We start from the raw sequence: 23252 nt of genomic DNA on the forward strand, positions 1-23252 counted from the left end.
ATTATAGCCATTTTAAGATTTTTTTCACCATCTGAAATTTTCCTTTGTAAGGAGCGTAACGAAATGGAAGATCAATCCAATTTGATTTTTTTACAATTGATTTTTGATGTGAAAATGTTTCAAAACCTAATTTACCGTGATATGCTCCAATGCCGCTATGACCGACTCCTCCAAAAGGTAAATTTTTATTGGAGAAATGGGATAAAGTATCATTTATACAACCTCCTCCAAAAGATATTTCAGAAAGTAAATCTTTTTCAAAAGATTTATCTTTTGTAAATAAATACAAGGCTAGAGGTTTTTCAAAACGATTAACTATTTTATATAGTTCTTCTTTAGTTGTATATGAAATAATAGGTAGAATAGGACCAAATATTTCTTCTTTCATAACAGAACTCTCTAAATTAGGTTCATCTAATAGAGTTGGTGATACGTATAAATCTGTTTCATTTGTTTGACCTCCAAATAATATAGTTTGGTTTTCTAAGAAACTCTGTTGGCGTTTCCAATTCTTTAGATTAATAATGCGTGCAAAATCTTCTGATTCTTGCATAGAGCTACCTAATGCGTTCTGTATTTCTTGTATTAAATGAGGAATCATTTTTTCTTTTATACTTTTATGAACGATTAAATAATCAGGAGCTATACAAGTTTGTCCTGCATTAAATATTTTTCCCCAAATAATTCTTTTGGCAGCTAATTTTAGATCAGCTGTTTGATCTACAATGCTTGGGCTCTTCCCTCCTAATTCTAAAGTAACTGGTGTAAGATTTTCTGCGGCGGCTTTTGCTACAATTTTTCCTACTGGCACACTTCCTGTAAAGAATATATAATCCCAACGTTTACTTAATAAATCTTGTGCAATCGTATAATCTCCCGTTATTACTACTACTTGATCTATTTCAAACGTTTCTCTTATAATTTTAGATATAATGGAAGAACTATTGGGGGTAAGTTCTGAAGGTTTTAGGGTTACTTTATTTCCAGCCGCTACAGCCGCTATTAGAGGTGAAAATGCTAATTGAATAGGGTAATTCCAAGGACTTATAATAAGAATTTTACCATAAGGTTCGGAATATAAATAATCCGCTGAGGGAAAATTTAACAACGAAGGGAAAACTCTTTTAGGCTTAGCCCATGAATCTAGTTTTTTTATGGTATATCTTAGTTCATTAATAATATATTCCGTTTCTGAAATCATACTTTCAAAACGGGGTTTTTTAAAATCTTTATACAAGGCATCTTGCATATCTGTTTCGTATTTTACTAGGTTATCTAGTAATTTACTCAAAACTTTTTTTCGTTGAGATACAGTATACATAATATTTTTTTATTCTATTGATTTCCAAATAATATCATCGGGTACGGGTGCTGTAACACTAATAATTTCCTTTGAAACAGGGTGTATTAATTGTAATTTACGCGCATGTAAATGAATTCCTCCGTCTTTATTACTTCTATCAAACCCATATTTCAAATCTCCTTTTATAGGACAACCAATAGCACTTAATTGCGAGCGTATTTGATGATGTCTTCCTGTGTGTAAACTTACTTCTAAAACAAAATAATTATTTAACTCTTTTATAATTTTGTAATCTAAAATAGCTTTTTTACTATCTGCCACCTCTTTTAAATGAGCTTTAGATGTATTTTTTTGCGGATTTCTTTTTAAATAATGTATAAGGGTAGCTTCCTTCTGAGAAGGTTTATTTTTGACTATTGCCCAATAGGTTTTTTGAGTTTCTCTGTTTTTAAAAAGATCATTAAGCCTACTTAAAGCTTTTGAAGTTTTAGCGAAAAGTACAATCCCTGTTGTTGGTCTATCTAAACGGTGTACTACTCCTAAAAAAACTTCTCCAGGTTTATTGTATTTCTCTTTTAAATATTCCTTTACTACATCAGATAAGGGTTTATCCCCTGTTTTATCTCCTTGTACTATATCTCCTACTCGTTTATTAACTATGATAATATGATTATCTTCATACAAAACCGCTAGATTATTCTTATTTGAAATTATTTTCATCTTTCAATGAGCAAAAAATTACAGCAAAAACTTTTACTTATTTAAAACCTAAAATAATAGTTTTTGTACAATTTATTATATGTTTTATATTTTTTTTAATATTGTTCATTAGCATTTGGAAAATCTTCCGCTTTAACATCTGCCACATATTGTCCAATAGCTTGCGTCATTTCTTCGTATAAATTCATATATCTACGTAAAAAACGAGGACTAAATTCATGAGTCATTCCGATCATATCATGAAGAACAAGTACCTGTCCATCTACCCCACCACCAGCACCAATTCCTATAACAGGTATTGAAATACTTTCTGCTACTTTTTTAGCTAAATGGGCTGGTATTTTTTCAAGTACTAAAGCAAAACATCCTACTTTTTCTAATAATTTTGCATCTTCGATAAGTTTCTCTGCCTCTGTATCCTCTTTTGCTCTTACTGTATAAGTTCCAAACTTATAAATAGATTGAGGTGTAAGTCCTAAATGCCCCATAACAGGTATTCCTGCTTGCAGTATTTTTCTTATAGAGTCTTTAATTTCTTTTCCTCCTTCTAACTTAACGGCATGTCCTCCACTTTCTTTCATTACACGAATAGCAGATCGCAAGGCTTCCTTAGAATCCGATTGATAAGATCCAAAAGGTAGGTCTACCACTACTAATGCTCTTTGAGCTGCTCGTACAACCGAAGACGCATGATAAATCATTTGATCAAGTGTAATGGGAAGAGTAGTTTCATGACCTGCCATTACATTACTAGCTGAATCTCCTACCAGAATTACATCTACACCCGATGAATCCACAATTTTAGCCATAGTGTAATCGTATGCTGTTAGCATTGAAATTTTTTCACCTTTGGCTTTCATATCAAATAATGACTTTGTAGTTACTCTTTTGTAATCACTTTTAGCTGTTGACATAATTCAATAATATTTTAGAAGGTAAAAGTAATAAAAAGTATAGATGTAACAAATTTGTTATAACACAGAATAATACACATAAAAAAACCTCAACTATAAGATTGAGGTTTTTTTATATATGAAAGATTTTTAAATTATTTTTTTAATAAATCTCTTATTTGTACTAATAATTCTTCTTGTGTAGGGCCTGATGGTGCTGCAGGTGCTGGCGCTGGCTTCTTCATTTTGTTCATTGCTTTTATGATTAAAAACATAACAAAAGCTACAATTAAAAAATCAATAACAGCCGTCAAAAATAATCCCCATTCTATTGCTACAGCAGGAGCTGTTTCTTTTCCTGTTGAATCCAATACTGCTTCTTTTAGCACTATTTTTTTATCAGCTAAGTCTATACCTCCCATTAAAAGTCCAACGATTGGAGCAAACATTTTTTCAACAAAAGCCGAAGTAACTTTACCAAAAGCTCCCCCCATAACAAAAGCAATGGCCATATCTACAAGGTTTCCTTTTAGTGCAAATTCTTTAAATTCTGAAATAAATCCCATAATTGTAATTGTTTTTTTAGTTAATCAAAGTTACAAAGCTAAAATATAAATAATTAACTCAAAATCTATTCCCTGTAGAAAATTCTCGACACACGACGCGAAATACCTGTTAATATTTCATACGGAATAGTATCTATAGCCTTTGCAATAACAGTTACAGGCAAATCTTTTCCAAAAATAATTACTTCATTACCTTCTGCACAGGATATATTAGTAACGTCTATCATAAGCATATCCATACATATACTTCCTAAAATGGGTGCTTTTTCTCCATTAACTAAAAGATAACCTAGACCTCTACCCCATTTTCTAGATATCCCATCTGCATAACCAATAGGAATTACAGCCATACGTGTTGGTTTTTCTACAACAAAACGTCTATTATATCCAACTGTATCTCCTATTTTTAGAGTTCGTATCTGTGAAATAACAGATTTTAAGGTTCCGACTGTTTCTAAATATTTCATTTCATTTAAATCATTAGAAACACCATACATCCCTACTCCTAAACGAACCATATCAAACTCGCCTTCAGGATAATTACTAATTCCTGATGAATTACAAATATGACGGATAGGATTATATTCTAATGTGTCTATAATTTGTCTGGAGAGGCGATCAAATAAGTTTATTTGATTCAAACTAAATGTTCTATCTATATCATTATCACTTTCGGCAAAATGAGATAAAATAGTATTAACCTGAATCTTTTTATTTTGTTTTAATATAGATATTAATTCAGGTATCACTTCTTCATCAAACCCCAAACGATTCATCCCTGTATTTATCTTAATATGAATTGGATAATGATTTTGTTTTTTTTCTTCTAAAATTTTCAGAAAAGCTTTTAAACCTCGTAAACTGTAAATTTCAGGTTCTAATCCGTATTGAATAATGGATCTAAAACTAGTCATTTCAGGATTCATAACCATAATGGGTACTTCAATTCCTGCCTTTTTTAACTCAATTCCTTCATCTGCAAAAGCTACCCCTAAATAATCTACTTTATGATGAGCTAGTAATTTTGCTATTTCAAAACTTCCGCTTCCATAGCCAAAAGCTTTTACCATACCCATTATTTTAGTAGTAGGTTTAATTTTAGTTTTGTAATAATTAAAGTTATGACTTAATGAATTTAGATTAATTTCTAAAACGGTTTCGTGTTTTTTCTCTTCTAATAAGGAAACAATTTTTTCAAATTCAAAAACACGAGCTCCTTTAATCAAAATGGTTTCATCTGAAAAATCAAGGCTATCAAAAGCATTTAGAAAAGAAGCTGTTGATTCAAAAGAGATAGCATTCTGAAATTTACTTTTGTATTTTGTAATTGTGCTTCCAATACAAATAATTTTTGTTATTTTATTAGATATAATTAATTGTGCTATTCTAGAGTAAAGTTCTTCGTTCGTTAATCCTGACTGAAAAATATCGGAAATAATCAAAGTTCTTTTCTGGTTTTGTTTTTGATTTTGTAAAAAATCTAGTGCTATTTTTAACGACTGAAAATCAGAACTATAACTATCATCTATTAAAGTACAATTACAAATACCATTTTTAACCTTCAATCGCATTTCTACAGGATATAATTGGGCTATTCTTTCCTTAATAACTCGTTCATTATATCCTAGATACAACATAATCAAAATACAGTGCATACTATTTTCTAAAGAAGCTTCATCTATAAAAGGAACACTTATCTTAAAATGATGTTTTTTATAAATAACTTTTAAATCGGTATTCTGTTCTATTCCTTTTTTTTCAAAAAAAACATCTGCTTCTTTATTTTCTGTGCTCCATGTAAAAGTTTTGATGGATGGATCTAAAAAAGCTTCAATTGTTTTATTTTTATTCAAAATTAAAACTTCTACTTCTTTAAAAAGCTTTAATTTTTCTTTTATTTTTTCATAAATATCAACAAAACCTTGATCGTGAGCTGATCCTATATTTGTTAAAATTCCAATAGTGGGTTGAATTATTTTTTGCAAATTTTGCATTTCATTTACAGTAGAAATTCCTGCTTCAAAAATACCTAAATTGTGCATTTTATTAATTCCTATTATTGAAAGTGGGACACCAACTTGGGAGTTATAACTTTTTGGACTTCTTATAATTGTATAATCTGGACTTAACAAAAAGTTCAACCATTCTTTTACGATTGTTTTACCGTTACTACCTGTAATTCCTATTATAGGAAATGAAAATAAATTTCTATAATAGGTAGCTAATAATTGCAAAGCTTCTAAAGTATTGGTTACTTTTAAAAAATTGGCTTTACCCAACCATTTTTCATTAATAGTCTGTACTACAAATGATTTTACACCTTGTTCTATTAGAGTTTCTACATACTGATGTGCATCATGATGAGGACCAATAAGAGCGAAAAAAAGTGTTGAATTTGCATTTTGATGTGATCGACTATCTACTGAAACTGTATCAATTACAATAGAACTATCAACTTCTATAAATTCACAAGATAATGCTGTTGCAATTTGTTTAAGTATCAGTGCCATTATTTTTATTCTTCTTTCTTTATAATTTGTTCGTCTATTACATCTATATCATTACGCATAGCGTTAAAGTAGGCGGCTCTGCTTAAAGGCTCATATTCTTCTGTTTCTCCTAAAAGGACCAAACTATCATTAGCCGTTTTTCTATGACTATAATGTGCCAAATTTCCTGTTTTAGTACACACTGCATGTACTTTAGTAACGTATTCCGCAGTCGCCATTAGAGCAGGCATAGGACCAAAAGGCTTTCCTTTAAAATCCATATCTAATCCTGCTACAATCACTCTAACTCCTGCATTTGCCAAGTCATTGCAAACAGAAACTATTTCTTCATCAAAAAATTGGGCTTCGTCAATTCCTACTACATCACAACCTTGTGCTAAAATACGAATATTAGCTGCAGCTGGAACAGGTGTAGAACGAATTTCATTTTTATTATGAGAAACAACCATCTCTTCATGATAACGTGTATCAATACTAGGCTTAAATATCTCTACTTTTTGCTTAGCAAACTGAGCCCTTCTTAATCTACGGATTAATTCTTCCGTTTTTCCTGAAAACATTGAACCACAGATTACTTCAATCCATCCAAATTGTTCTTTTGGGTTTACTGTATTTTCTAAAAACATTTTTTAATTTTATAATGATAAAAATGAATAGTTTTTATTACTTTGTAACTCGCAAAATTATTAAAAAAGACTGGTTGTTTTACAGCTCAACTGATAAAGTTATCAATAAATTTTAATTCTTTCATCACCAAAAATTTAAACGCAATGAAAAAGAAATTGGAAGCCGAATTGATTAGTATTGCCCATAAAGTTTTACAATTAAAACACAAAGAAGATGTACGAGAATTACATCGTGAGGCACAACGATTGTATGAAAAACTTTCTGTTTTATTATTTGTTGAAGAAAATTTTAGTGACGTACAACCCACTATTGGAAAAAAACAAATAGAAGAAAAATTAGAACACGCTTTTGATTATAATGAGAAGATAATAATAGCTCAATTAGAAGAAGAATTGGATGAATCCATTCTGCCTATTGAAAACACAGAAGCTGAAAATAAGGAAATTACACCAATTGTAGAAACTATCTTAGCTGTAGAAAATTTTGAAGAAGAGATAACCGAAAAAGAAAACACCTCTCAAATTATAGAAAACAAAGAAGATAATAGCAAATCCGAGAACATTTCAATGGATGCTTTTTTCAATCAAATACATTCTAAAACCGTTTCTGAAAAAATAAATACAGAAACAGAAGAAAAAATTACTCCCAACGAAATCCATACATCAGCTGTAAAAGAGATTTTCCATGAATTCATGTCTAATTTTAATGAAATTACTTTTGAGCGCGTAATAGAGAAACCCGTAAGTAATTTAAATGATAAAATTTCTAGATCCGTTGGATTATCTTTAAACGATCGCATGGCATTTGAAAAAAATTTATTTGATGGAAGTACCGAAGATTTAAATCGTGTCTTATCACAATTAGAAACTTTTAAAAGCTACCAAGAAGCCAAAGATTTTATAGAAGAAATGGTAAAACCTGATTATAACAACTGGTTAGGTCGCGAAGATTATGAAGAACGTTTTATGGAATATATTATAAGTAAATTTGCATAATTTCTATCTTATTTTCTAGTTTAAGGATACACGAGGCTGTCCAAAAAATAATAAATCAACATGCAGTTTATCACTCCTACGCAAGGAGAAGTCTCATAATCAAGATTATACGACTCCTCCCTTTTGTTGAAATGACAAGATTGCGAACTTTTAGGACAGCCACCTTGTTTCTTTTCACAAACTCGTTTAATCATTTATTTTTAAACTTTTTGTTTTTTAAATAATTAATTCAAGTTGCTAGTTGATATTTATAAAAAACAAAGCAAAGGTTAAGTAATTTTGTTTTGTGAACCAAAAAAACAACACCAATGCTTTGCAAAGACAAAATTATATCAATTTTTTGTTTAATTGATGATATTTTAAAAGGAATCGAACATCCAGAAGATATAAGAAGACAGGTTAGCGATAGTGAAATTATTTTAACTGCGATTGTGTCATCAACAAGCTTTTATGGAAATCATAGTTCAGCTATAAAGTTTATGAAACAATATGGATTTATACCAAAGATGCTTGACAAGAGTAGATTTAATAGAAGATTACATAAGATTGGAAGTTTGCTTTATGAGTTATTTGAAATAATAAGTTCATATTTTAAAGATTTATGCTGTGAGATGCAGTATATCATAGATTCATTTCCAGTTGCTGTTTGCAATAATATGAGGATTTCGAACTGCAAAATCCTCAAAGAAGAAAAATGGCGAGGTTACACAGCAAGTATGCGAAATTATTTTTATGGAGTTAAAGTACAATTACTTACCACAAAAAATGGAATCCCAATAGCTTTTCATTTTACACCAGGAAAAACAGCAGATGCAAAAGCACTAGGAAAAATGATTGACAAATTACCAGTAGAGGCTTCAATATATGGAGATAGTGCTTATACTGATTATAGTTTAGAGGATGTTGTATATGAGAGAAGATGTATTTCATTAAAAATTCAGCGTAAATCAAATGCTAAAAGAATGGATACTTTAGAACAAAAAAATGAAAAACTAAAAATGAGAAAAAGGGTAGAAACAACAATAAGCGATATTAAAAAAATGTTTCCAAGAACTATACATGCAATAACATTAGAAGGTTTTCTAATAAAACTTACATTATTTGTCTTTGGCTTGCAATTAAATAAATCAATTAACTAGCAACTTGAATTAATTAAATTATTACTCCCCTTTTACAATCAAACAAATGAGTAAATTATACATAGTCCCGACCCCTATTGGCAATTTAGAAGATATGACTTTTAGAGCCATTAAAATTCTAAAAGAAGTAGATTGTATTTTGGCGGAAGACACCCGTACTAGTGGCAAATTACTTAAACACTTTGAAATTGCTACTCACATGCAAAGCCATCACATGCACAACGAACACAAAACCGTTGATCAAATAATACAGCGTTTGCAAACAGGACAAAATATAGCCTTAATTAGCGATGCAGGTACCCCTGCTATTTCCGACCCTGGTTTTTTGTTAACAAGAGCTTGTCTAGAAAACGGTATAGAAGTTGAATGCTTACCAGGTGCAACTGCTTTTGTTCCAGCATTAGTAAACAGTGGTTTGCCTAATGATAAATTTGTTTTTGAAGGCTTCTTACCCGATAAAAAAGGAAGACAAACCCGCTTCTTACAGTTAGCTGAAGAAAACAGAACGATGATTTTATATGTTTCGCCCCATAAACTAATCAAAACATTAACTGAATTTGTTCAATACTTTGGTTCCGATCGCTTAGTAAGCGTATCCCGTGAACTCTCTAAACTCCATGAAGAAACAGTACGAGGTACAGCAGAAGAAGTACTAAAACATTTTGAAACAAAACCTCCAAAGGGAGAAATTGTGGTTTGTGTAGCTGGAAAATCTAAATAAAATATTTTTTTAGTTTTTAACAAAACTCACTTAAACAACTAGTATTTTAATACAAATTACATATTGTAATCCAAAAACAAATACTAAAGTTATTATTACACCTATTTTATAAGATAACAACAAACACTCAAACCATTTCTTCAATCATGATTTACTATTGGAAAATAACATTATCATTTTTAACAATAAAGGATTAAATTAAAAAACAAAAATCAATAAAATACATGATTTTCATTTTTTTTATTATTTAATTCAAATTTTTCATTTCTTTTTAGCTATTTTCAAATAAAGTTCATTAATTCTTGCAAAACAATATAAAAAAACATTTCCATTTTATGAAAGACGACATTCAGATTATACAACGCCACCAAGAGTTTATTAAAACGATTTGTCAAACCGAAAAAATATACACCTTAGAAAAAGAAGAACTTTATTCTTTATCTTATACAAATAATTATCAAGATGAAGAAGGAAATCCTATTCAATTACTTTGTGTTTGGAGTCAAAAAAAATATGCTCAAACTTGTCAAAATGACGAATGGACAAATTACCAAATAGAAGAAATAGATTTAGTTGATTTCATAGAAAATTGGTGTATTGGACTTGATTCTAATGCAATGGTGGCTGGTATAGAATTTGATCAAAACTTATATGGATACGAAGCCGATCCTCTAGAATTAATATTAGAAATTATTGACTATTTAAAGATTATAAAAAAAGATTTAAAGTTATCTCATTATAAAAATTTAAATGATTTATCTCAAAAAATTAAAGAGGTACTTGATTAAATTATTTTAAAAAATAAGTATAACAAATTAATTTATATAAAAATATCTAAATTAACACTAATGATTCTCTAAGAAATAAATATTAAATTGACAAATAACAACTAGTAGCCCCCTCTAGGCTTCCTTATAGAATATTTAAAAAAAATAAATCTCATTAAAGTAGGACTCTCACTCTAAAAAACGAGGTAAAACAAACAATAAAAGACTCATTTTTTATTTTATTGTAAAAGTTAGCAACTAATGTTTAGTTACTAACTTTTACAGAATCTCTGTAATACAAGGTAAAATTCAACAAAAATAAAGGCTATTTTATTAACTTTTAAATCTTATCTAATAATCTTATTACTTTCTATTTCTCTAAAAAAATAAGGTCTTACATTTATAAAATATTCAATAATAAAGAAATAGGAAATAACTCTAAATATGAATTTTAAACATTCAAAAACTATAGTACAATTCATTTTTATCATAACTACATATACTATATCAGCCATAGCTGAAAAAACAATGGCTATCAAGATATTATTAAAACAAAGATTGTTTATTACCAAATAATTATAAGTACAAATTGAAATTAAAGAGGTTAATACAGTACCATAGACAACAATAGCCGCAGAATATTTCATATCTTCAAAAGCTAAACCATTTAGTAATAAATAAGTTAAAAGCATTAAAAAAATAGTACCTAATAATGAAAAACTAAATGCTTTCTGATAAAACCCTATTCTTTTTGTTTCCTTAATTACTAAAAATAATAATAGTAAATAGGGACATAAATCCAATCCCATATTTAAAAACTTTATGAACTCAAAATTAAATAGGGTGAGTGCATCAGTACAAAAATAAATTACAAATATAAGTGATACATATATTATATTTTGTTTTTCTTCTATGGCTAAATAACGGGCTATTAAAGCGGGAATGATAATAGGTTTACATATAATTAGTAAAAATTCATTACCTAATAGCATGGCTACAACTGACAAAAAACAAGCTAATAGGTATACGTATAAAGGAGCGTTTTTTAACATAACATTGCATTAAATTCTTCTTCTGATAATATCGTAATTCCAAGTTGTGTTGCTTTTTCTAACTTCGCAGGTCCCATATTTTTTCCTGCCACTACATAATGGGTTTTAGAAGATATACTACTTCCTATTTTTCCTCCATTATTTTCTATTAATTGTTTTAATTCATCTCTTGAAATATTTTCAAAAACTCCTGATACTACAAAATTTTTACCTTTCAATAAATCTGAACTTACTACAGAAGTTGTTTCTTGTAATTCTAACAATATTCCATAATTTCTAAGTCGATTCAAAATATCTAAATTATTTTGATTTTCAAAAAATTCTATTAGACTTTGAGCTATTTTCACACCTATTTCATCAACAGTAACCAACTCTTCTAATGTTGAATTTTGAAGATTTTCAATTGATTTATAATGTTTTGCCAATTTTTTGGCTACGGTTTCTCCTACATATCGAATACCTAATGCGTATAATACACGTTCAAAAGTAATTTCTTTCGATTTTTCTATTCCTATTAATAAATTATCTGCTGATTTGTCTGCCATCCTATCCAAAACAACAATTTGTTCTTTTTTAAGTTCATACAAATCAGCATAATTAGAAACTAATTTATTTTTAAATAGTAAAGCAACGGTTTCTCCCCCTAACCCTTCTATATCCATTGCTTTTCGAGATATATAATGTTGAATTCTACCTATTATTTGAGGTGGGCATCCATAATAATTAGGGCAATAATGCTGTGCTTCTCCTTCTTTTCTAATTAATTCCGTTTGGCACTCTGGACAATGAGTAATATAGTTTGTTTTGATTGAATGAATAGAACGTTTGGATTCATCTACTCCTATAATTTTAGGAATAATTTCGCCTCCTTTTTCTACAAAAACTTCGTCATCAATTCTTATATCTAATTTTTCTATCTGATCGGCATTATGTAAAGAGGCTCTTTTTACTATTGTTCCTGCTAACTGGACAGGCTCTAAATTGGCTACTGGTGTTATAGCACCTGTTCTACCTACTTGATAGGAAATAGAATTTAGCTTAGTTACCACCTGTTCTGCCTTAAATTTATAAGCTATTGCCCAACGTGGTGATTTAGCTGTATAACCTAATTCTTCTTGCTGATCTAAGTTATTTACTTTTACAACTACTCCATCCGTTTCATAAGGCATTTCATGACGATGGGCATCCCAATATTCAATAAAATCAAAAACTTCTTGCATAGAATAAGCTAATTTTGATTGTATAGGTACTTTAAAACCCCAATTTCTCGCTTTTTCTAAGCCTTCAAATTGAGTTGTGATAGGTAAATTAGTTCCTATTAATGAATATAACAAACAATCCAAAGGTCTTTTAGCAACTTCTGAACTATCTTGTAATTTTAAACTCCCTGAAGCAGTATTTCTTGGGTTTGAATAAGGTGACTCTCCTATTTCTATTAATTCTTGATTCATTTTTTCAAATCCAGCAAAGGGCAAAATAATTTCACCTCTAATTTCAAATTTCTCAGGAAAATCCCCCTTAAGTGTTAGAGGAACTGCTTTAATTGTTTTTACATTCTGTGTTACATCATCTCCCTGAAAACCATCACCACGAGTTGCTGCACGTAATAATTTTCCATTTTCATAGGTAATACTTATAGAAGCACCATCGTACTTAAGTTCACAGGTGTATTCAACTGGTCTATTTCCTAGTATTTTTTGAATTCGAATCTCCCAATCTAACAAATCTTCTTTTGAATAAGAATTATCTAAGGAGTACATTCTATATTCATGTTGTATTGTTTGGAAATTTTTAGTTACAGCCCCTCCTACACGCTGCGTGGGAGAACTAAGATCATTATATTCTGGATGTTTTTCCTCTAGCTCTTGAAGTTCTTTTAATTTTATATCAAACTCATAATCTGATATAGTAGGAGTATCTAAAACATAGTAATTATAATTATGTTGATTTAGTTCGTTTCTAAGGGCTTGAATTTTCAAAAAAATATCCATAAAAAGGGCTATTAAAGTAATAAAATACTAAAATAGCCATTTAATTATAGTTAAGCAAAAAAATTACTCAATGACCCCATTTATCTGCATATAAAGCTGTCCATCACTTAAGATTGCTCCTTCTTTTATAAGTTCAAATAGTTCATCATTGCGTTCTTTTTTATATTCTTTTTTTCCTCGTAGGAGTTCCACATTTTCTGTAAACAAATGGTCTCCTAACCATTTTAAACCATCATTAGTCAAAAAATCTACTTCAGCATTTAGTGCTTTGATAACAATAGTTTGCATAAAATATTCTTGACAATGAAACAAAAAAATATGTCTTTTTGAAAAATGCTCTATAAATTTTGCATTTCTTAATACACCTTCCCATATTAGATCTGAAAAGATATCTAATTCTTGTTCGGCTACTTCGGGATTATGTATTTTTAACTGATCCCACTCGGCTTTATCTATTTGCTGAGTAGCCAAAAAATTGGCAAATTCCTGATGTAAGGAATCCAATTGTTCTTTGGTAAGTCTCTTATATCTCAAGTCAATAAATTTTAATTGTTTATGGTAAAAATAAAAAAAAAGTCCCAAAAAGGGACTTTAAAAAAATATCGTTTTTAAAATTAAGCTTGTTCTGCTACAATTTCAAATGGTAAATCAACGATAACTTCACGGTGTAAACGAACAGTAGCACTGTATTTACCAATTCTTTTAATTACACCTGAAGTGATAAATTTTTTCTCAATAGCGTGACCATTTTTTTCTAAAACTTGAGCTAAATCAGCATTTGTTACAGATCCAAATAGTTTTTCACCACCTGCTTTAGCTATAATCTTGATCTCTAAAGTTTTTATTGCTTCTGCTTTAGCTTTAGCATCTGCTACAATTTTAGCTTCTTTATGTGCTTTTTGTTTTAAATTTTCAGCTAAAACTTTTTTTGCTGATGAAGTAGCTAATAAAGCAAATCCTTGAGGAATTAAAAAGTTACGACCATAACCAGGTTTAACTGTTACGATATCATCTTTAAAACCTAAATTTTGAACGTCTTTTTTTAAGATAAGTTCCATGTTGTTGTCCTTTTTATTTTAGAAGTTAGGTTCCTACTCAGGAAACCAACAACCTATTTGTTAATTATTATTTTAATAAATCCGCTACGTATGGCATTAAAGCTAAGTGGCGTGCTCTTTTTACTGCTACTGAAACTTTTCTTTGGTATTTTAAAGAAGTTCCTGTTAAACGGCGAGGAAGGATTTTTCCTTGCTCATTTACGAATTTTAATAAGAAATCAGCATCTTTATAATCTACATACTTGATTCCTGATTTTTTGAAACGACAATATTTTTTTTGTTTGTTCGTGTCAATATTTAAAGGCGTTAAATATCTGATATCTCCGTCTTTTTTTCCTTTTGCAGATTGTTCAATTGTAGACATATCAATTAAGCTTTTTTAGTTTTTAACTTCTCTCTTCTTCTCTCAGCCCAAGCTACAGCGTGTTTATCTAAACTTACTGTTAAGAAACGCATAACACGCTCATCACGTCTGTACTCAATTTCTAAACCAGCTAAAACTTCGCTAGAAGCTTCAAATTGGATTAATTGGTAAAATCCAGATTTTTTGTTTTGGATTTCGTACGCTAATTTTTTCAATCCCCAATCCTCTTTAGCAACAATCTTAGCTCCTTTTGAAGTTAAAAAATCTTCAAATTTGCTTACTGTTTCCTTTACCTGAGTTTCAGATAAAACGGGATTCAAGATGAAAACAGTTTCATAATGATTCATAGTAATAAAATTTATTTGTTATAAAATTGGGTGCAAAAGTAATAATATTATTTAAAATAGCAAACATTTAATTACTCTTTTCGACGAAACAACTGATTTTCATGAAAATAATTGGACAGTTTAAAAAAATGAACTATTTTTAACCTGTCCAATCTATTTTAAACTGTTTCCCATGAAGTTAAATTGTATTGTGGTAGATGATAGTTCTATCCAAAGAATTTTAGTAACTAAACTTGTAGAAGCGCATCAAAACTTAAATTTAATAGGTGAATTCTCAAATGCTGTTGAAACAAAAAGTTGTTTAGCCATAAATGAGGTAGATTTATTATTTTTAGATATAGAAATGCCTATCATTAATGGGTTTAATCTTTTAGACGGCTTAAAAGAAAAACCCCAGATAATTTTTATTACAGCCAAAGCTGAATATGCTTTAAAAGCCTTTGACTATGAAGCTACTGATTATTTACAGAAACCACTTACCAAAGAGCGTTTTAATATTGCTGTTAAAAGAGCAATAGATCTGCACATGCTCAGAAAAGATCACAATACTGAAGAAGAAGGCGAACATATTTATATCAAAAGTAATTTAAAAAAATTAAAAGTATACACTTCTAAAATAAAGTGGATTGAAGCTTTCGGAGATTATGTAAAAATAGTTACTGAAGAAGATAGCCATCTTGTTTTATCTACCATGAAATCCTTTGAAAAAGATCTTTCAAAAGAAAAATTTGTTCGTGTACATAAGTCTTTTATCATTAACATTGATAAAATAGAGAAATTTAATAGCAAATTTGCTGAAATTGGTGTGGCAAAAATACCTTTAAGTCGCAATAAAAAAGAGGAGCTAATGCGTGTATTAGAAGCTTAATTTACATCTACATTAACTCCTACTCTTATAGATTTATAAATAGGTACTGCTTCAAAACTATTCAGTATTTTCTGGATAGTTTTTTTTGTATTACCTAAATGCTTGTCCTTTGGTATTTTTATTAAAATAGTTCGAATATATTCATTCCTAATTTTACTAATTGGTGGTTCTTCTGGGCCTAATACAGGCATTTCTAAATTTTGTTTTAGCACTTGATAGAACCACATAGAACCTTCTTTTAACTTTTCAAATTCTTTATGTTTTAAAGTAAACTTTATTAATTTATAAAAAGGAGGATATTTATATATATGTCTTTCATACAACTGTTCTTTGTACATACCTAAATAGTTATGATCTGTAACTTGCTGTATTATATTGTGCATAGGATTATAACTTTGTATAACTACTTTCCCTTTTTTATCACTTCTTCCTGCTCTACCCGCTACTTGTGTCATCATTTGATAGCTTCTTTCAAAGGCTCTAAAATCAGGAAAATAGAGCATATTATCAGCATTTAAGATCCCAACCAGTGAAACATTATCGAAATCTAATCCTTTTGCTAACATTTGAGTTCCTACTAGAATATCTATCTCTTTATTTTTAAAATCATCGATCAAACGTTCAAATGAGTATTTCCCTCTAGTTGTATCCTGATCCATTCGTTTTATATTTTTAGTAGGGAATAAACTTACTAACTCCATTTCTATTTGTTCTGTTCCAAAACCTTTAGAGGTAAGATCAATACTTGAGCAAGCATGACAATTTGTAGGTTTTGCTATATTATAACCACAATAATGACAACGTAATTGATTTTTAAATTTATGATACGTTAAGCTTACATCACAATTTGAACATTGCGGAATATGTCCACAGGTCATACACTCTAAAATAGGAGAATATCCTCTTCTGTTCTGAAAAAGAATAATTTGTTCTCCATTATATAGTGCTTCTTGTATTTTGTCAATCAATATTTGACTAAAATGCCCCGTCATTCTTTTTCGAAAATAATTATCTTTTAAATCAACTAAAATAATTTCAGGTAAAACTGCATTTCCAAATCGTTCGAAAAGTTCTACTATACCATACTTATTTTTTTGAACATTATAATAACTTTCTAAACTAGGCGTAGCGGATCCTAGAAGAACTTTTGCTTTTAATTGATGAGCTAAAACTATAGAAGCATCTCTGGCATGGTAACGCGGTGCTGGATCTACTTGTTTAAAAGTTTGTTCGTGTTCCTCATCTACAATGATTAATCCTAATTTTTGAAAAGGCAAAAAAAGTGCTGACCTAGCACCTATTACTACCTTTGCTTTTTCTGAACCTATCAAGACCTCATTCCATACTTCTACTCTTTCATTATTTGAGTATTTAGAGTGGTAAACAGCTATTTTATTTCCAAAATGTTTACTTAACCTACTTACTAATTGGGTTGTTAATGCTATTTCGGGTAACAAGTATAAAACTTGTTTTTCTTGTTTTAAATACTGTTCTATGATTTTAATATAAACTTCTGTTTTTCCTGATGCTGTTACACCATGTAATAAACAAACTTCTTTCCTTTCTAAAGTTTCTAAAATTTGTTTGTACGCTTTTTGTTGTGCATCGCTCAAAACTATTTGATTTTGTTGTACATCTTCAAAAAATATACGATCCTGTTGTAACAAATATTCTTCAAAAATTTGTTTGTCTACTAAAACTTTTAGAGTATTTGCTTTTATTCCTGAAAATGTGAGCAAATTTTTAACTGATATTGTTTTTTTTTGAGTAGCGATGAGTTGAAAATAATTTAAAACTAATTCTTTTTGTTTTTGCGCATTTTTGAGGAGTAACAACAATTCTTCTAACTGATCTGGTTTATTAAATTTTTCTGCTAAACGAATATACTTGACTAATTTAGGTTTATATTCCTCAATCATTTCTTCTTGAAGAATTAAAATATCTTTATCTAATAAAGATTGAATAACTGGAAAAACTTTCTTTTTATTGAGGATGGCTGTTACTTCTGATATTTTTAAAGAAGTTTGACTAGAAAGTGCTTCTACAATCAGAAATTCGTCATCTGATAAATCAGTTGTATCTAAAACTTGTTTTTTTGCAGAAATTATGGTTTCACTTTCTAATATTAATGCAGATGGTAATGCTGTTTTATATACTTCTCCTAAAGAACACATATAGTAGTTGGCTATCCATTTCCAGAACTCAATTTGAATAGTTGTTAAAATAGGGATCTGATCTATAATCTGATGTATTTCTTTAGCTTCATATAAAGTAGGAGCTGTATGATGCTTACTAATGGTAAGTCCTGTATAGAATTTCGTTTTACCAAAAGGAACTGCAACACGCATTCCTATTTCTATAAAATAAAATTCCGCTTCCGAAACTTCATAAGTAAAAGTTTGTGGAAGCGAAATAGGGATGACAACTTCTATAAAATAGCGCATGAATTAACTTCTTATCCAAGTTTGTGAACGTCCGATAAGAGAAATTCCCATATAACCTCTTACGGTTAAACGATCTTTCCCATTTAATTTTATAAAACATTTGTATATATTTCCCGTTTCAGGATCCGTAATGTTTCCTCCATTATATTCATCGCCATCTTTTTCGAGACCTTTTATAATTAATAAGCCTAAAATAGGTTTATTTTTATCAGAACCTTCGCATTTTTCACATTTTCTATCACGTTTTGCTGGATCTAAAATCTCAACTATTTTACCAACTACTTTACCATTTGATTCAAAAATTTCAACCACTGATTTGGCTTTTCCAGTTTTATCGTCAATAGTTTTCCATTTTCCAAAAACAGATTGGGCATTCATTTGTAAACAACCTAAAAATAAGGTTAAAAGTGCAATTTTTTTCATTTTATTTAATTTTTTTAAGTTTTCGTATGGAAGCATCTAATTCAAAACCTAGTAATAATACCATACAATTGATCCAAAGATAAAAAAGGAATACTAAAAGTGTACCTATTGAACCATAAAGTTCATTATATTTTGAAAATTTAACAACCCAAATACCAAAAAAGTAAGAAGATACTACAATTAATCCTGTGGTAAAAACGGTACCAATTGTAATGAGTCGCTTTTTTTTAGATTGTTTAATGCCGTATTTAAATAAAATAGCGGTTGCTAAAAGAATCATAATAACTACAAAAGTATATCTTCCTAGTTCTATTAATGATATTTTATCAGAAACTCTGGAACTCAATACATCTTGTATTATGGTTTTTTGAATGATTATTTCTAAAAAAATAATAGCTGATATTGTGATTATTAAAATGGTAGTGAGCATTAGCGAAATAAGTAGAGCTACAAAGTATTGTCTAAAATAAGGTCTCTTTACACTAATATGTAAGGAGGTTTCAAAACCACTCATAACAGCATTTACTCCATTAGTCATTAAAAAAACTGATAAAAATACCCCCCATGACAATAGTCCTGTTTGACTATTATTAAGAATATCTTTTATAATATTTTCAATAGCATCAAACGTTGTAGGAGGTACATTATCTCTTACAAATAGTAAAAAATCATTCTGAAAACCTTTGATAGGAATGTACGGGATTAAATTTAAAATAAATAGAGCAAAAGGAAATAATGCCATAAAAAAACTAAAGGCAATGGCAGCTGCTCTATAACTAATTCCTCCTTGAAGAACGCCTACTAAATAAAATTCTATTAATTCATAAAACGATAATCCATTTAGCCATGGTAATTTTACATTATCTAAAACAATTATTAATTGTTTTATTAATGGTATTTTCAGAAGTATTTCTTTTGTATTTTCCATTTTTTATTTTTCAGAGAAGTTACTCATTTACCAGAAATTAGCTTATTTTCAAATTATCAAACAAAATCAGACTGCTTTTAGAGACAAGTCCATATTATAAACAGAGTGTGTCAAGGCACCCGAAGAAATATAATCTACACCACAATTAGCATATTCTCGTATGGTTTTTTCATTAATATTACCTGAAGATTCTGTTAAACATTTATTTCCGATCATCTGAACAGCAGTACGAGTGTCTTCAAAATTAAAATTATCAATTAAGATGCGGTACACTCCTTCTGTTTGTAAAATTTCTTCGATTTCGGTCAGATTGCGAGCCTCTACAATAATCTTTAAATCTAAATTATGATCTGATAAGTATTTTTTAGTTTTAGTTATTGCTGAAGTAATACCTCCCGCAAAATCAATATGGTTATCTTTTAGCATAATCATATCATAAAGAGCAAAACGATGATTTTCACCTCCTCCTATTTTTACGGCCCATTTTTCACAAGCTCTAAAACCTGGAGTAGTTTTTCTGGTGTCTAAAACTTTTGTTTGAGTTCCTTCTAATAACTGTACATAATAATTTGTTTTTGTAGCTATTGCACTCATACGCTGCATAGAGTTAAGGACTAATCGTTCTGCTTTTAAGATAGATTGCGAACTCCCTGAAACATATAAAACAACATCCCCAAATTGAACTGGAGTTCCGTCTTGAATTAAAACTTCTACCTCTAAATCTTGATCTACGTAATTAAAAATCATTTTGGCAAACTCTACTCCTGCAATAATGCCTTTATCTTTTACCAACAACTTTGCTTTACCAACTTCGGAAACAGGAATACACGCCAAAGAACTATAATCACCCGGTCCTATATCTTCCTTTACTCCTTTAGCTATTATATCTATAAGTTCCTCTTGAAACTGTTTTTCTGAAATCATATTAATCTGCATTAAAGAGGCTAAAAATAATCTAATTTTAGCAAAAAATAAATTAAAAATTCATCTTTCCTTTCTAAATCAAAACAACGCATCTATCCAAATCATTTATTTTCAAACAGTTAATTTAAGTTTTATTTTTTTACTTTTTCTCAAAACATTTTATTTAAAGTTCTTATTTGGTATTCAACAAAAGTTTTCAAATTGGTATTATTTTTCAAAATCATTAATTAAGCTATTGATCGCTATGAATTTCTTTTTATTTATAAAAATTTCTATTTATAGATTTTTACAAAGTTTAAAGTATATTAGCTTCATGAAAAAATATCTTTTAAAAATTCTTCTATTTTTTGTAATATTAAATTCTCATTCACAATACATAAATGTAAATGATCAGTATACTGCTAATGATTTAGTGACTATTTTTTTAGGGGGCGTAACTTGTGGTAATGTATCTAATGTTTCCATACATGGTGGCGAAAATTATGGAAATCCAAGTATTGGTTATTTTGATAATAATAACAGTTCTTTTCCTTTACAAAATGGTATTATTTTGAGTACAGGAAAAGTTGTAAATACTGTAGGTCCTAATGTAGGTAACTTATCTGATGGGGCTATACTTTGGCAAGGAGACAATGATTTAATGCAAGCACTGGGTATAAGTAACACATACAATGCTTCTGTATTAGAGTTTGATTATATTCCTTTTACCAACAAAATTTCTTTTGATTATATTTTTGCTTCAGAACAATATCTTGCAAACCCATCTCCTAATCAATGTGGTTATACGGATGGATTTGCCTTTTTAATAAAACCTAATAACAGTAATCAAAGTTATCAAAATATTGCTTTAGTACCTGGGACAAATACCCCTGTAACAGTGCAAAATATTAGAGGTTCTGGAACAATTTGCCCTAAAAGTAATGAAGAATATTTCGACAGGTTTAATGGATTTGATTCCCCTATTGCGTTTAATGGTCAAACTAAAGTTTTAAAAGCTCAATCTAATGTTATAGCGGGCAACTCTTATCATATTAAACTAGTAATTGCTGATCAAGGCAATGAAAAATATGATTCGGCTATTTTTTTGGGAGGAGGTACTTTTCAAAGCGAAACTTTTTTAGGAAATAATCATACTATAACTTCTCAAAATCCTTATTGCGCAGGAGAAATGGTAGAATTAGACGCATTGCAATATGGAACTAACAATACTTATACTTGGTATAAAAATAATATAAATACTGGAATCCATACTCCCAAATACCTAATTACAGATAATGCGAATACTAATGAAGTTGAATATCGAGTTGAAGTACTTATTAATGGAACTTGTGTTTCTAAAGGAAATGTTACTGTGCAATTTATAAATATTCCTTCTTTAACACCTCAAAATTTAATAGAATGTGATTTTGATAAAGATGGTAAAGGATATTATGATTTAACAAAATTGCATCAAGTATTAACTCTTAACAATCCTAATTATAAAGTTGTTTTTTCTGAAAATTCAAATGGAACACCTATCAATGATCCAACACGTTATCTGTCTTCTCCCAAAACTATTTTTGCTAAAGTAAGTAATGGCTATTGTTCAAATGAAACAACTGTAAATCTTCAGCTTTCCACCATTAGCCCTATTAATAAAAGTTATACTAAATGTGATCATGACGAAAAAATAGATGGTTTTACTAATTTTATTCTAGATCAAGAGCTAATTGATAACATTATTTTACCTCTTACGAACTATACAAAAATAAGTTTTTACAAAAGCGCAAGTGATGCTGAAAAAAAACTTTTACCTCTGACGAATACTTTTAATAATACAATAAAAAATGAACAAAAAATTTATGCTCGAATAGATCAAAATAATTCATGTCACAACATTATTGAAATAACTTTAAAAGTAAATTATATCAATCCAGATATTGTAAAAGATAGTCATCTTATAATTTGTAAAGGAGAAGCATTAACAATTGAAGCCCCTAAAAATTTCACACATTACCTTTGGAATACACTAGAAAACACCAATAGCATTATAATACATCAAAAAGGGATCTACACAGTTGAAATAATAGATTCTCAAGGGTGCAAAGCTTTAAAAAAATACTTTGTTCAAGAGTCAGCACCTGCTACTAATATAAATACAGTAATCACTGAATTTTCTAACACCAATTCATTAGAAATTTTTTATACTTCTAATGGTGGTGATTATGAATTTTCTATAGACGGAGTTAAATATCAAAACTCTAATTTATTTACTAATCTTGAACAAGGAGAATATCATATTTCAATTAGGGATAAAAATGGATGTGAACCAACACCTTATCAAACAGTTTATTTGTTAGATTATCCTAAATCTTTTACTCCTAATTATGATGGATACAACGATACATGGTATATAAAAGATTCTAATTTTAGAAATACTATTGAAAAAATAGAAATTTTTGATCGTTATGGTAAACTATTAAAACAATTAAATTCTAACCAATCATGGGATGGGACTTATTTAGGAAATAATTTACCAGCAGACGATTATTGGTTTAGTATTAAGTTTTATAACAATAAAACTATTAAAAATCATTTTAGCCTTAAACGATAAATAATTAGCTTTGTGGGTT

At 29.2% G+C, this 23252-nt stretch carries 22 protein-coding genes; 6 read left to right on the top strand and 16 right to left on the bottom strand.

Annotated elements, in window-relative coordinates; genetic code table 11:
• Position 1: 1 nt before the first annotated feature.
• The 6 genes from ACUXZJ_RS12745 to ACUXZJ_RS12770 all read right to left on the bottom strand — a co-directional run bounded on the left by ACUXZJ_RS12745 (position 2) and on the right by ACUXZJ_RS12770 (position 6618).
• Positions 2-1321: an aldehyde dehydrogenase gene (locus ACUXZJ_RS12745; protein ID WP_446195174.1), complete on the bottom strand. Its 1320-nt coding sequence runs from the start codon at positions 1319-1321 to the stop codon at positions 2-4.
• Between the two features lie 9 nt (positions 1322-1330).
• Positions 1331-2023: an RluA family pseudouridine synthase gene (locus ACUXZJ_RS12750; RefSeq protein ID WP_060382371.1), complete on the bottom strand. Its 693-nt coding sequence runs from the start codon at positions 2021-2023 to the stop codon at positions 1331-1333.
• Between the two features lie 95 nt (positions 2024-2118).
• A complete protein-coding gene (gene panB, locus ACUXZJ_RS12755) occupies positions 2119-2937 on the bottom strand; it encodes a 3-methyl-2-oxobutanoate hydroxymethyltransferase (protein WP_060382372.1) in 819 nt (272 codons plus the stop codon).
• Between the two features lie 134 nt (positions 2938-3071).
• Positions 3072-3482, bottom strand: coding sequence for a large-conductance mechanosensitive channel protein MscL (gene mscL / locus ACUXZJ_RS12760; RefSeq protein ID WP_060382373.1), 411 nt, complete (start codon positions 3480-3482; stop codon positions 3072-3074).
• A gap of 65 nt (positions 3483-3547) precedes the next feature.
• Positions 3548-5992, bottom strand: a complete 2445-nt coding sequence (locus tag ACUXZJ_RS12765) for a bifunctional UDP-N-acetylmuramoyl-tripeptide:D-alanyl-D-alanine ligase/alanine racemase (RefSeq protein ID WP_063743852.1) — start codon at positions 5990-5992, stop codon at positions 3548-3550.
• A gap of 5 nt (positions 5993-5997) precedes the next feature.
• On the bottom strand, positions 5998-6618 hold the full coding sequence (locus ACUXZJ_RS12770; RefSeq protein ID WP_060382375.1) for a thymidine kinase: 621 nt from the start codon (positions 6616-6618) through the stop codon (positions 5998-6000).
• Between the two features lie 144 nt (positions 6619-6762).
• Between ACUXZJ_RS12770 and ACUXZJ_RS12775 the strand changes: the two genes are divergently transcribed.
• From ACUXZJ_RS12775 to ACUXZJ_RS12790, 4 genes are all read left to right on the top strand, one after another.
• Complete coding sequence (locus ACUXZJ_RS12775) at positions 6763-7614, top strand: hypothetical protein (protein ID WP_063743851.1); 852 nt, start codon at positions 6763-6765, stop codon at positions 7612-7614.
• Between the two features lie 308 nt (positions 7615-7922).
• Positions 7923-8753: an IS982 family transposase gene (locus ACUXZJ_RS12780; RefSeq protein ID WP_063743850.1), complete on the top strand. Its 831-nt coding sequence runs from the start codon at positions 7923-7925 to the stop codon at positions 8751-8753.
• A 46-nt stretch (positions 8754-8799) separates the two neighbouring features.
• Positions 8800-9474 carry a 16S rRNA (cytidine(1402)-2'-O)-methyltransferase gene (gene rsmI, locus ACUXZJ_RS12785; protein WP_060382377.1) on the top strand — a complete coding sequence of 225 codons (675 nt, stop codon included), beginning with the start codon at positions 8800-8802 and terminating at the stop codon, positions 9472-9474.
• A 335-nt stretch (positions 9475-9809) separates the two neighbouring features.
• On the top strand, positions 9810-10262 hold the full coding sequence (locus ACUXZJ_RS12790) for a DUF2750 domain-containing protein (RefSeq protein ID WP_060382378.1): 453 nt from the start codon (positions 9810-9812) through the stop codon (positions 10260-10262).
• Positions 10263-10588: 326 nt separating this feature from the next.
• Here the strand turns inward: ACUXZJ_RS12790 and ACUXZJ_RS12795 are convergent, their stop codons facing one another.
• The 6 genes from ACUXZJ_RS12795 to rpsF form a co-directional block, all read right to left on the bottom strand.
• Positions 10589-11293, bottom strand: coding sequence for a hypothetical protein (locus tag ACUXZJ_RS12795; RefSeq protein ID WP_063743849.1), 705 nt, complete (start codon positions 11291-11293; stop codon positions 10589-10591).
• A complete protein-coding gene (ligA, locus tag ACUXZJ_RS12800; protein WP_060382381.1) occupies positions 11287-13284 on the bottom strand; it encodes an NAD-dependent DNA ligase LigA in 1998 nt (665 codons plus the stop codon). The genes ACUXZJ_RS12795 and ligA overlap by 7 nt, the downstream gene beginning before the upstream one ends.
• Before the next feature lie 63 nt (positions 13285-13347).
• A complete protein-coding gene (locus ACUXZJ_RS12805) occupies positions 13348-13818 on the bottom strand; it encodes a DUF6495 family protein (RefSeq protein ID WP_060383845.1) in 471 nt (156 codons plus the stop codon).
• Positions 13819-13898: 80 nt separating this feature from the next.
• Positions 13899-14342, bottom strand: a complete 444-nt coding sequence (rplI, locus tag ACUXZJ_RS12810; RefSeq protein ID WP_060382382.1) for a 50S ribosomal protein L9 — start codon at positions 14340-14342, stop codon at positions 13899-13901.
• Positions 14343-14409: 67 nt separating this feature from the next.
• A complete protein-coding gene (rpsR, locus tag ACUXZJ_RS12815; RefSeq protein ID WP_014164395.1) occupies positions 14410-14706 on the bottom strand; it encodes a 30S ribosomal protein S18 in 297 nt (98 codons plus the stop codon).
• Positions 14707-14711: 5 nt separating this feature from the next.
• Entirely contained in the window at positions 14712-15053 is a 342-nt protein-coding gene (gene rpsF / locus ACUXZJ_RS12820; protein ID WP_060382383.1) for a 30S ribosomal protein S6, read from the bottom strand.
• A gap of 172 nt (positions 15054-15225) precedes the next feature.
• Here rpsF and ACUXZJ_RS12825 point away from each other — a divergent pair, with 172 nt between their 5' ends.
• Entirely contained in the window at positions 15226-15921 is a 696-nt protein-coding gene (locus ACUXZJ_RS12825) for a LytR/AlgR family response regulator transcription factor (RefSeq protein WP_060382384.1), read from the top strand.
• Here the strand turns inward: ACUXZJ_RS12825 and priA are convergent.
• The 4 genes from priA to nadC all read right to left on the bottom strand — a co-directional run bounded on the left by priA (position 15918) and on the right by nadC (position 20640).
• Complete coding sequence (gene priA / locus ACUXZJ_RS12830; protein ID WP_063743846.1) at positions 15918-18365, bottom strand: replication restart helicase PriA; 2448 nt, start codon at positions 18363-18365, stop codon at positions 15918-15920. The two genes, ACUXZJ_RS12825 and priA, sit on opposite strands and share 4 nt — an antisense overlap.
• Positions 18366-18368: 3 nt before the next feature.
• Entirely contained in the window at positions 18369-18788 is a 420-nt protein-coding gene (locus tag ACUXZJ_RS12835) for a DUF2147 domain-containing protein (protein ID WP_060383846.1), read from the bottom strand.
• Position 18789: 1 nt separating this feature from the next.
• Positions 18790-19716, bottom strand: a complete 927-nt coding sequence (locus tag ACUXZJ_RS12840; protein ID WP_060382386.1) for a YihY/virulence factor BrkB family protein — start codon at positions 19714-19716, stop codon at positions 18790-18792.
• Positions 19717-19782: 66 nt separating this feature from the next.
• A complete protein-coding gene (nadC, locus tag ACUXZJ_RS12845) occupies positions 19783-20640 on the bottom strand; it encodes a carboxylating nicotinate-nucleotide diphosphorylase (protein WP_060382387.1) in 858 nt (285 codons plus the stop codon).
• A gap of 313 nt (positions 20641-20953) precedes the next feature.
• On the opposite strand from nadC, the gene ACUXZJ_RS12850 reads away from it, so the two are divergent.
• Positions 20954-23233 carry a T9SS type B sorting domain-containing protein gene (locus ACUXZJ_RS12850; protein WP_060382388.1) on the top strand — a complete coding sequence of 760 codons (2280 nt, stop codon included), beginning with the start codon at positions 20954-20956 and terminating at the stop codon, positions 23231-23233.
• The last annotated feature ends 19 nt before the right edge of the window (positions 23234-23252 follow it).

It is taken from the genome of Flavobacterium sp. TN-1 (assembly GCF_052828645.1).

Bases quoted from the DNA above. Each gene is read 5' to 3' on its own strand.
- ACUXZJ_RS12825 (WP_060382384.1), top strand. From the start codon at position 15,226: ATGAAGTTAAATTGTATTGTGGTAGATGATAGTTCTATCCAAAGAATT.
- rsmI (WP_060382377.1), top strand. From the start codon at position 8,800: ATGAGTAAATTATACATAGTCCCGACCCCTATTGGCAATTTAGAAGAT.
- ACUXZJ_RS12750 (WP_060382371.1), bottom strand. From the start codon at position 2,023: ATGAAAATAATTTCAAATAAGAATAATCTAGCGGTTTTGTATGAAGAT.
- ACUXZJ_RS12765 (WP_063743852.1), bottom strand. From the start codon at position 5,992: ATGGCACTGATACTTAAACAAATTGCAACAGCATTATCTTGTGAATTT.
- ACUXZJ_RS12840 (WP_060382386.1), bottom strand. From the start codon at position 19,716: ATGGAAAATACAAAAGAAATACTTCTGAAAATACCATTAATAAAACAA.
- ACUXZJ_RS12770 (WP_060382375.1), bottom strand. From the start codon at position 6,618: ATGTTTTTAGAAAATACAGTAAACCCAAAAGAACAATTTGGATGGATT.
- rpsF (WP_060382383.1), bottom strand. From the start codon at position 15,053: ATGAATCATTATGAAACTGTTTTCATCTTGAATCCCGTTTTATCTGAA.
- ACUXZJ_RS12850 (WP_060382388.1), top strand. From the start codon at position 20,954: ATGAAAAAATATCTTTTAAAAATTCTTCTATTTTTTGTAATATTAAAT.
- ACUXZJ_RS12745 (WP_446195174.1), bottom strand. From the start codon at position 1,321: ATGTATACTGTATCTCAACGAAAAAAAGTTTTGAGTAAATTACTAGAT.
- mscL (WP_060382373.1), bottom strand. From the start codon at position 3,482: ATGGGATTTATTTCAGAATTTAAAGAATTTGCACTAAAAGGAAACCTT.
- rplI (WP_060382382.1), bottom strand. From the start codon at position 14,342: ATGGAACTTATCTTAAAAAAAGACGTTCAAAATTTAGGTTTTAAAGAT.
- ACUXZJ_RS12795 (WP_063743849.1), bottom strand. From the start codon at position 11,293: ATGTTAAAAAACGCTCCTTTATACGTATACCTATTAGCTTGTTTTTTG.
- ligA (WP_060382381.1), bottom strand. From the start codon at position 13,284: ATGGATATTTTTTTGAAAATTCAAGCCCTTAGAAACGAACTAAATCAA.
- ACUXZJ_RS12835 (WP_060383846.1), bottom strand. From the start codon at position 18,788: ATGAAAAAAATTGCACTTTTAACCTTATTTTTAGGTTGTTTACAAATG.
- ACUXZJ_RS12775 (WP_063743851.1), top strand. From the start codon at position 6,763: ATGAAAAAGAAATTGGAAGCCGAATTGATTAGTATTGCCCATAAAGTT.
- panB (WP_060382372.1), bottom strand. From the start codon at position 2,937: ATGTCAACAGCTAAAAGTGATTACAAAAGAGTAACTACAAAGTCATTA.
- priA (WP_063743846.1), bottom strand. From the start codon at position 18,365: ATGCGCTATTTTATAGAAGTTGTCATCCCTATTTCGCTTCCACAAACT.
- ACUXZJ_RS12790 (WP_060382378.1), top strand. From the start codon at position 9,810: ATGAAAGACGACATTCAGATTATACAACGCCACCAAGAGTTTATTAAA.
- rpsR (WP_014164395.1), bottom strand. From the start codon at position 14,706: ATGTCTACAATTGAACAATCTGCAAAAGGAAAAAAAGACGGAGATATC.
- ACUXZJ_RS12780 (WP_063743850.1), top strand. From the start codon at position 7,923: ATGCTTTGCAAAGACAAAATTATATCAATTTTTTGTTTAATTGATGAT.
- nadC (WP_060382387.1), bottom strand. From the start codon at position 20,640: ATGATTTCAGAAAAACAGTTTCAAGAGGAACTTATAGATATAATAGCT.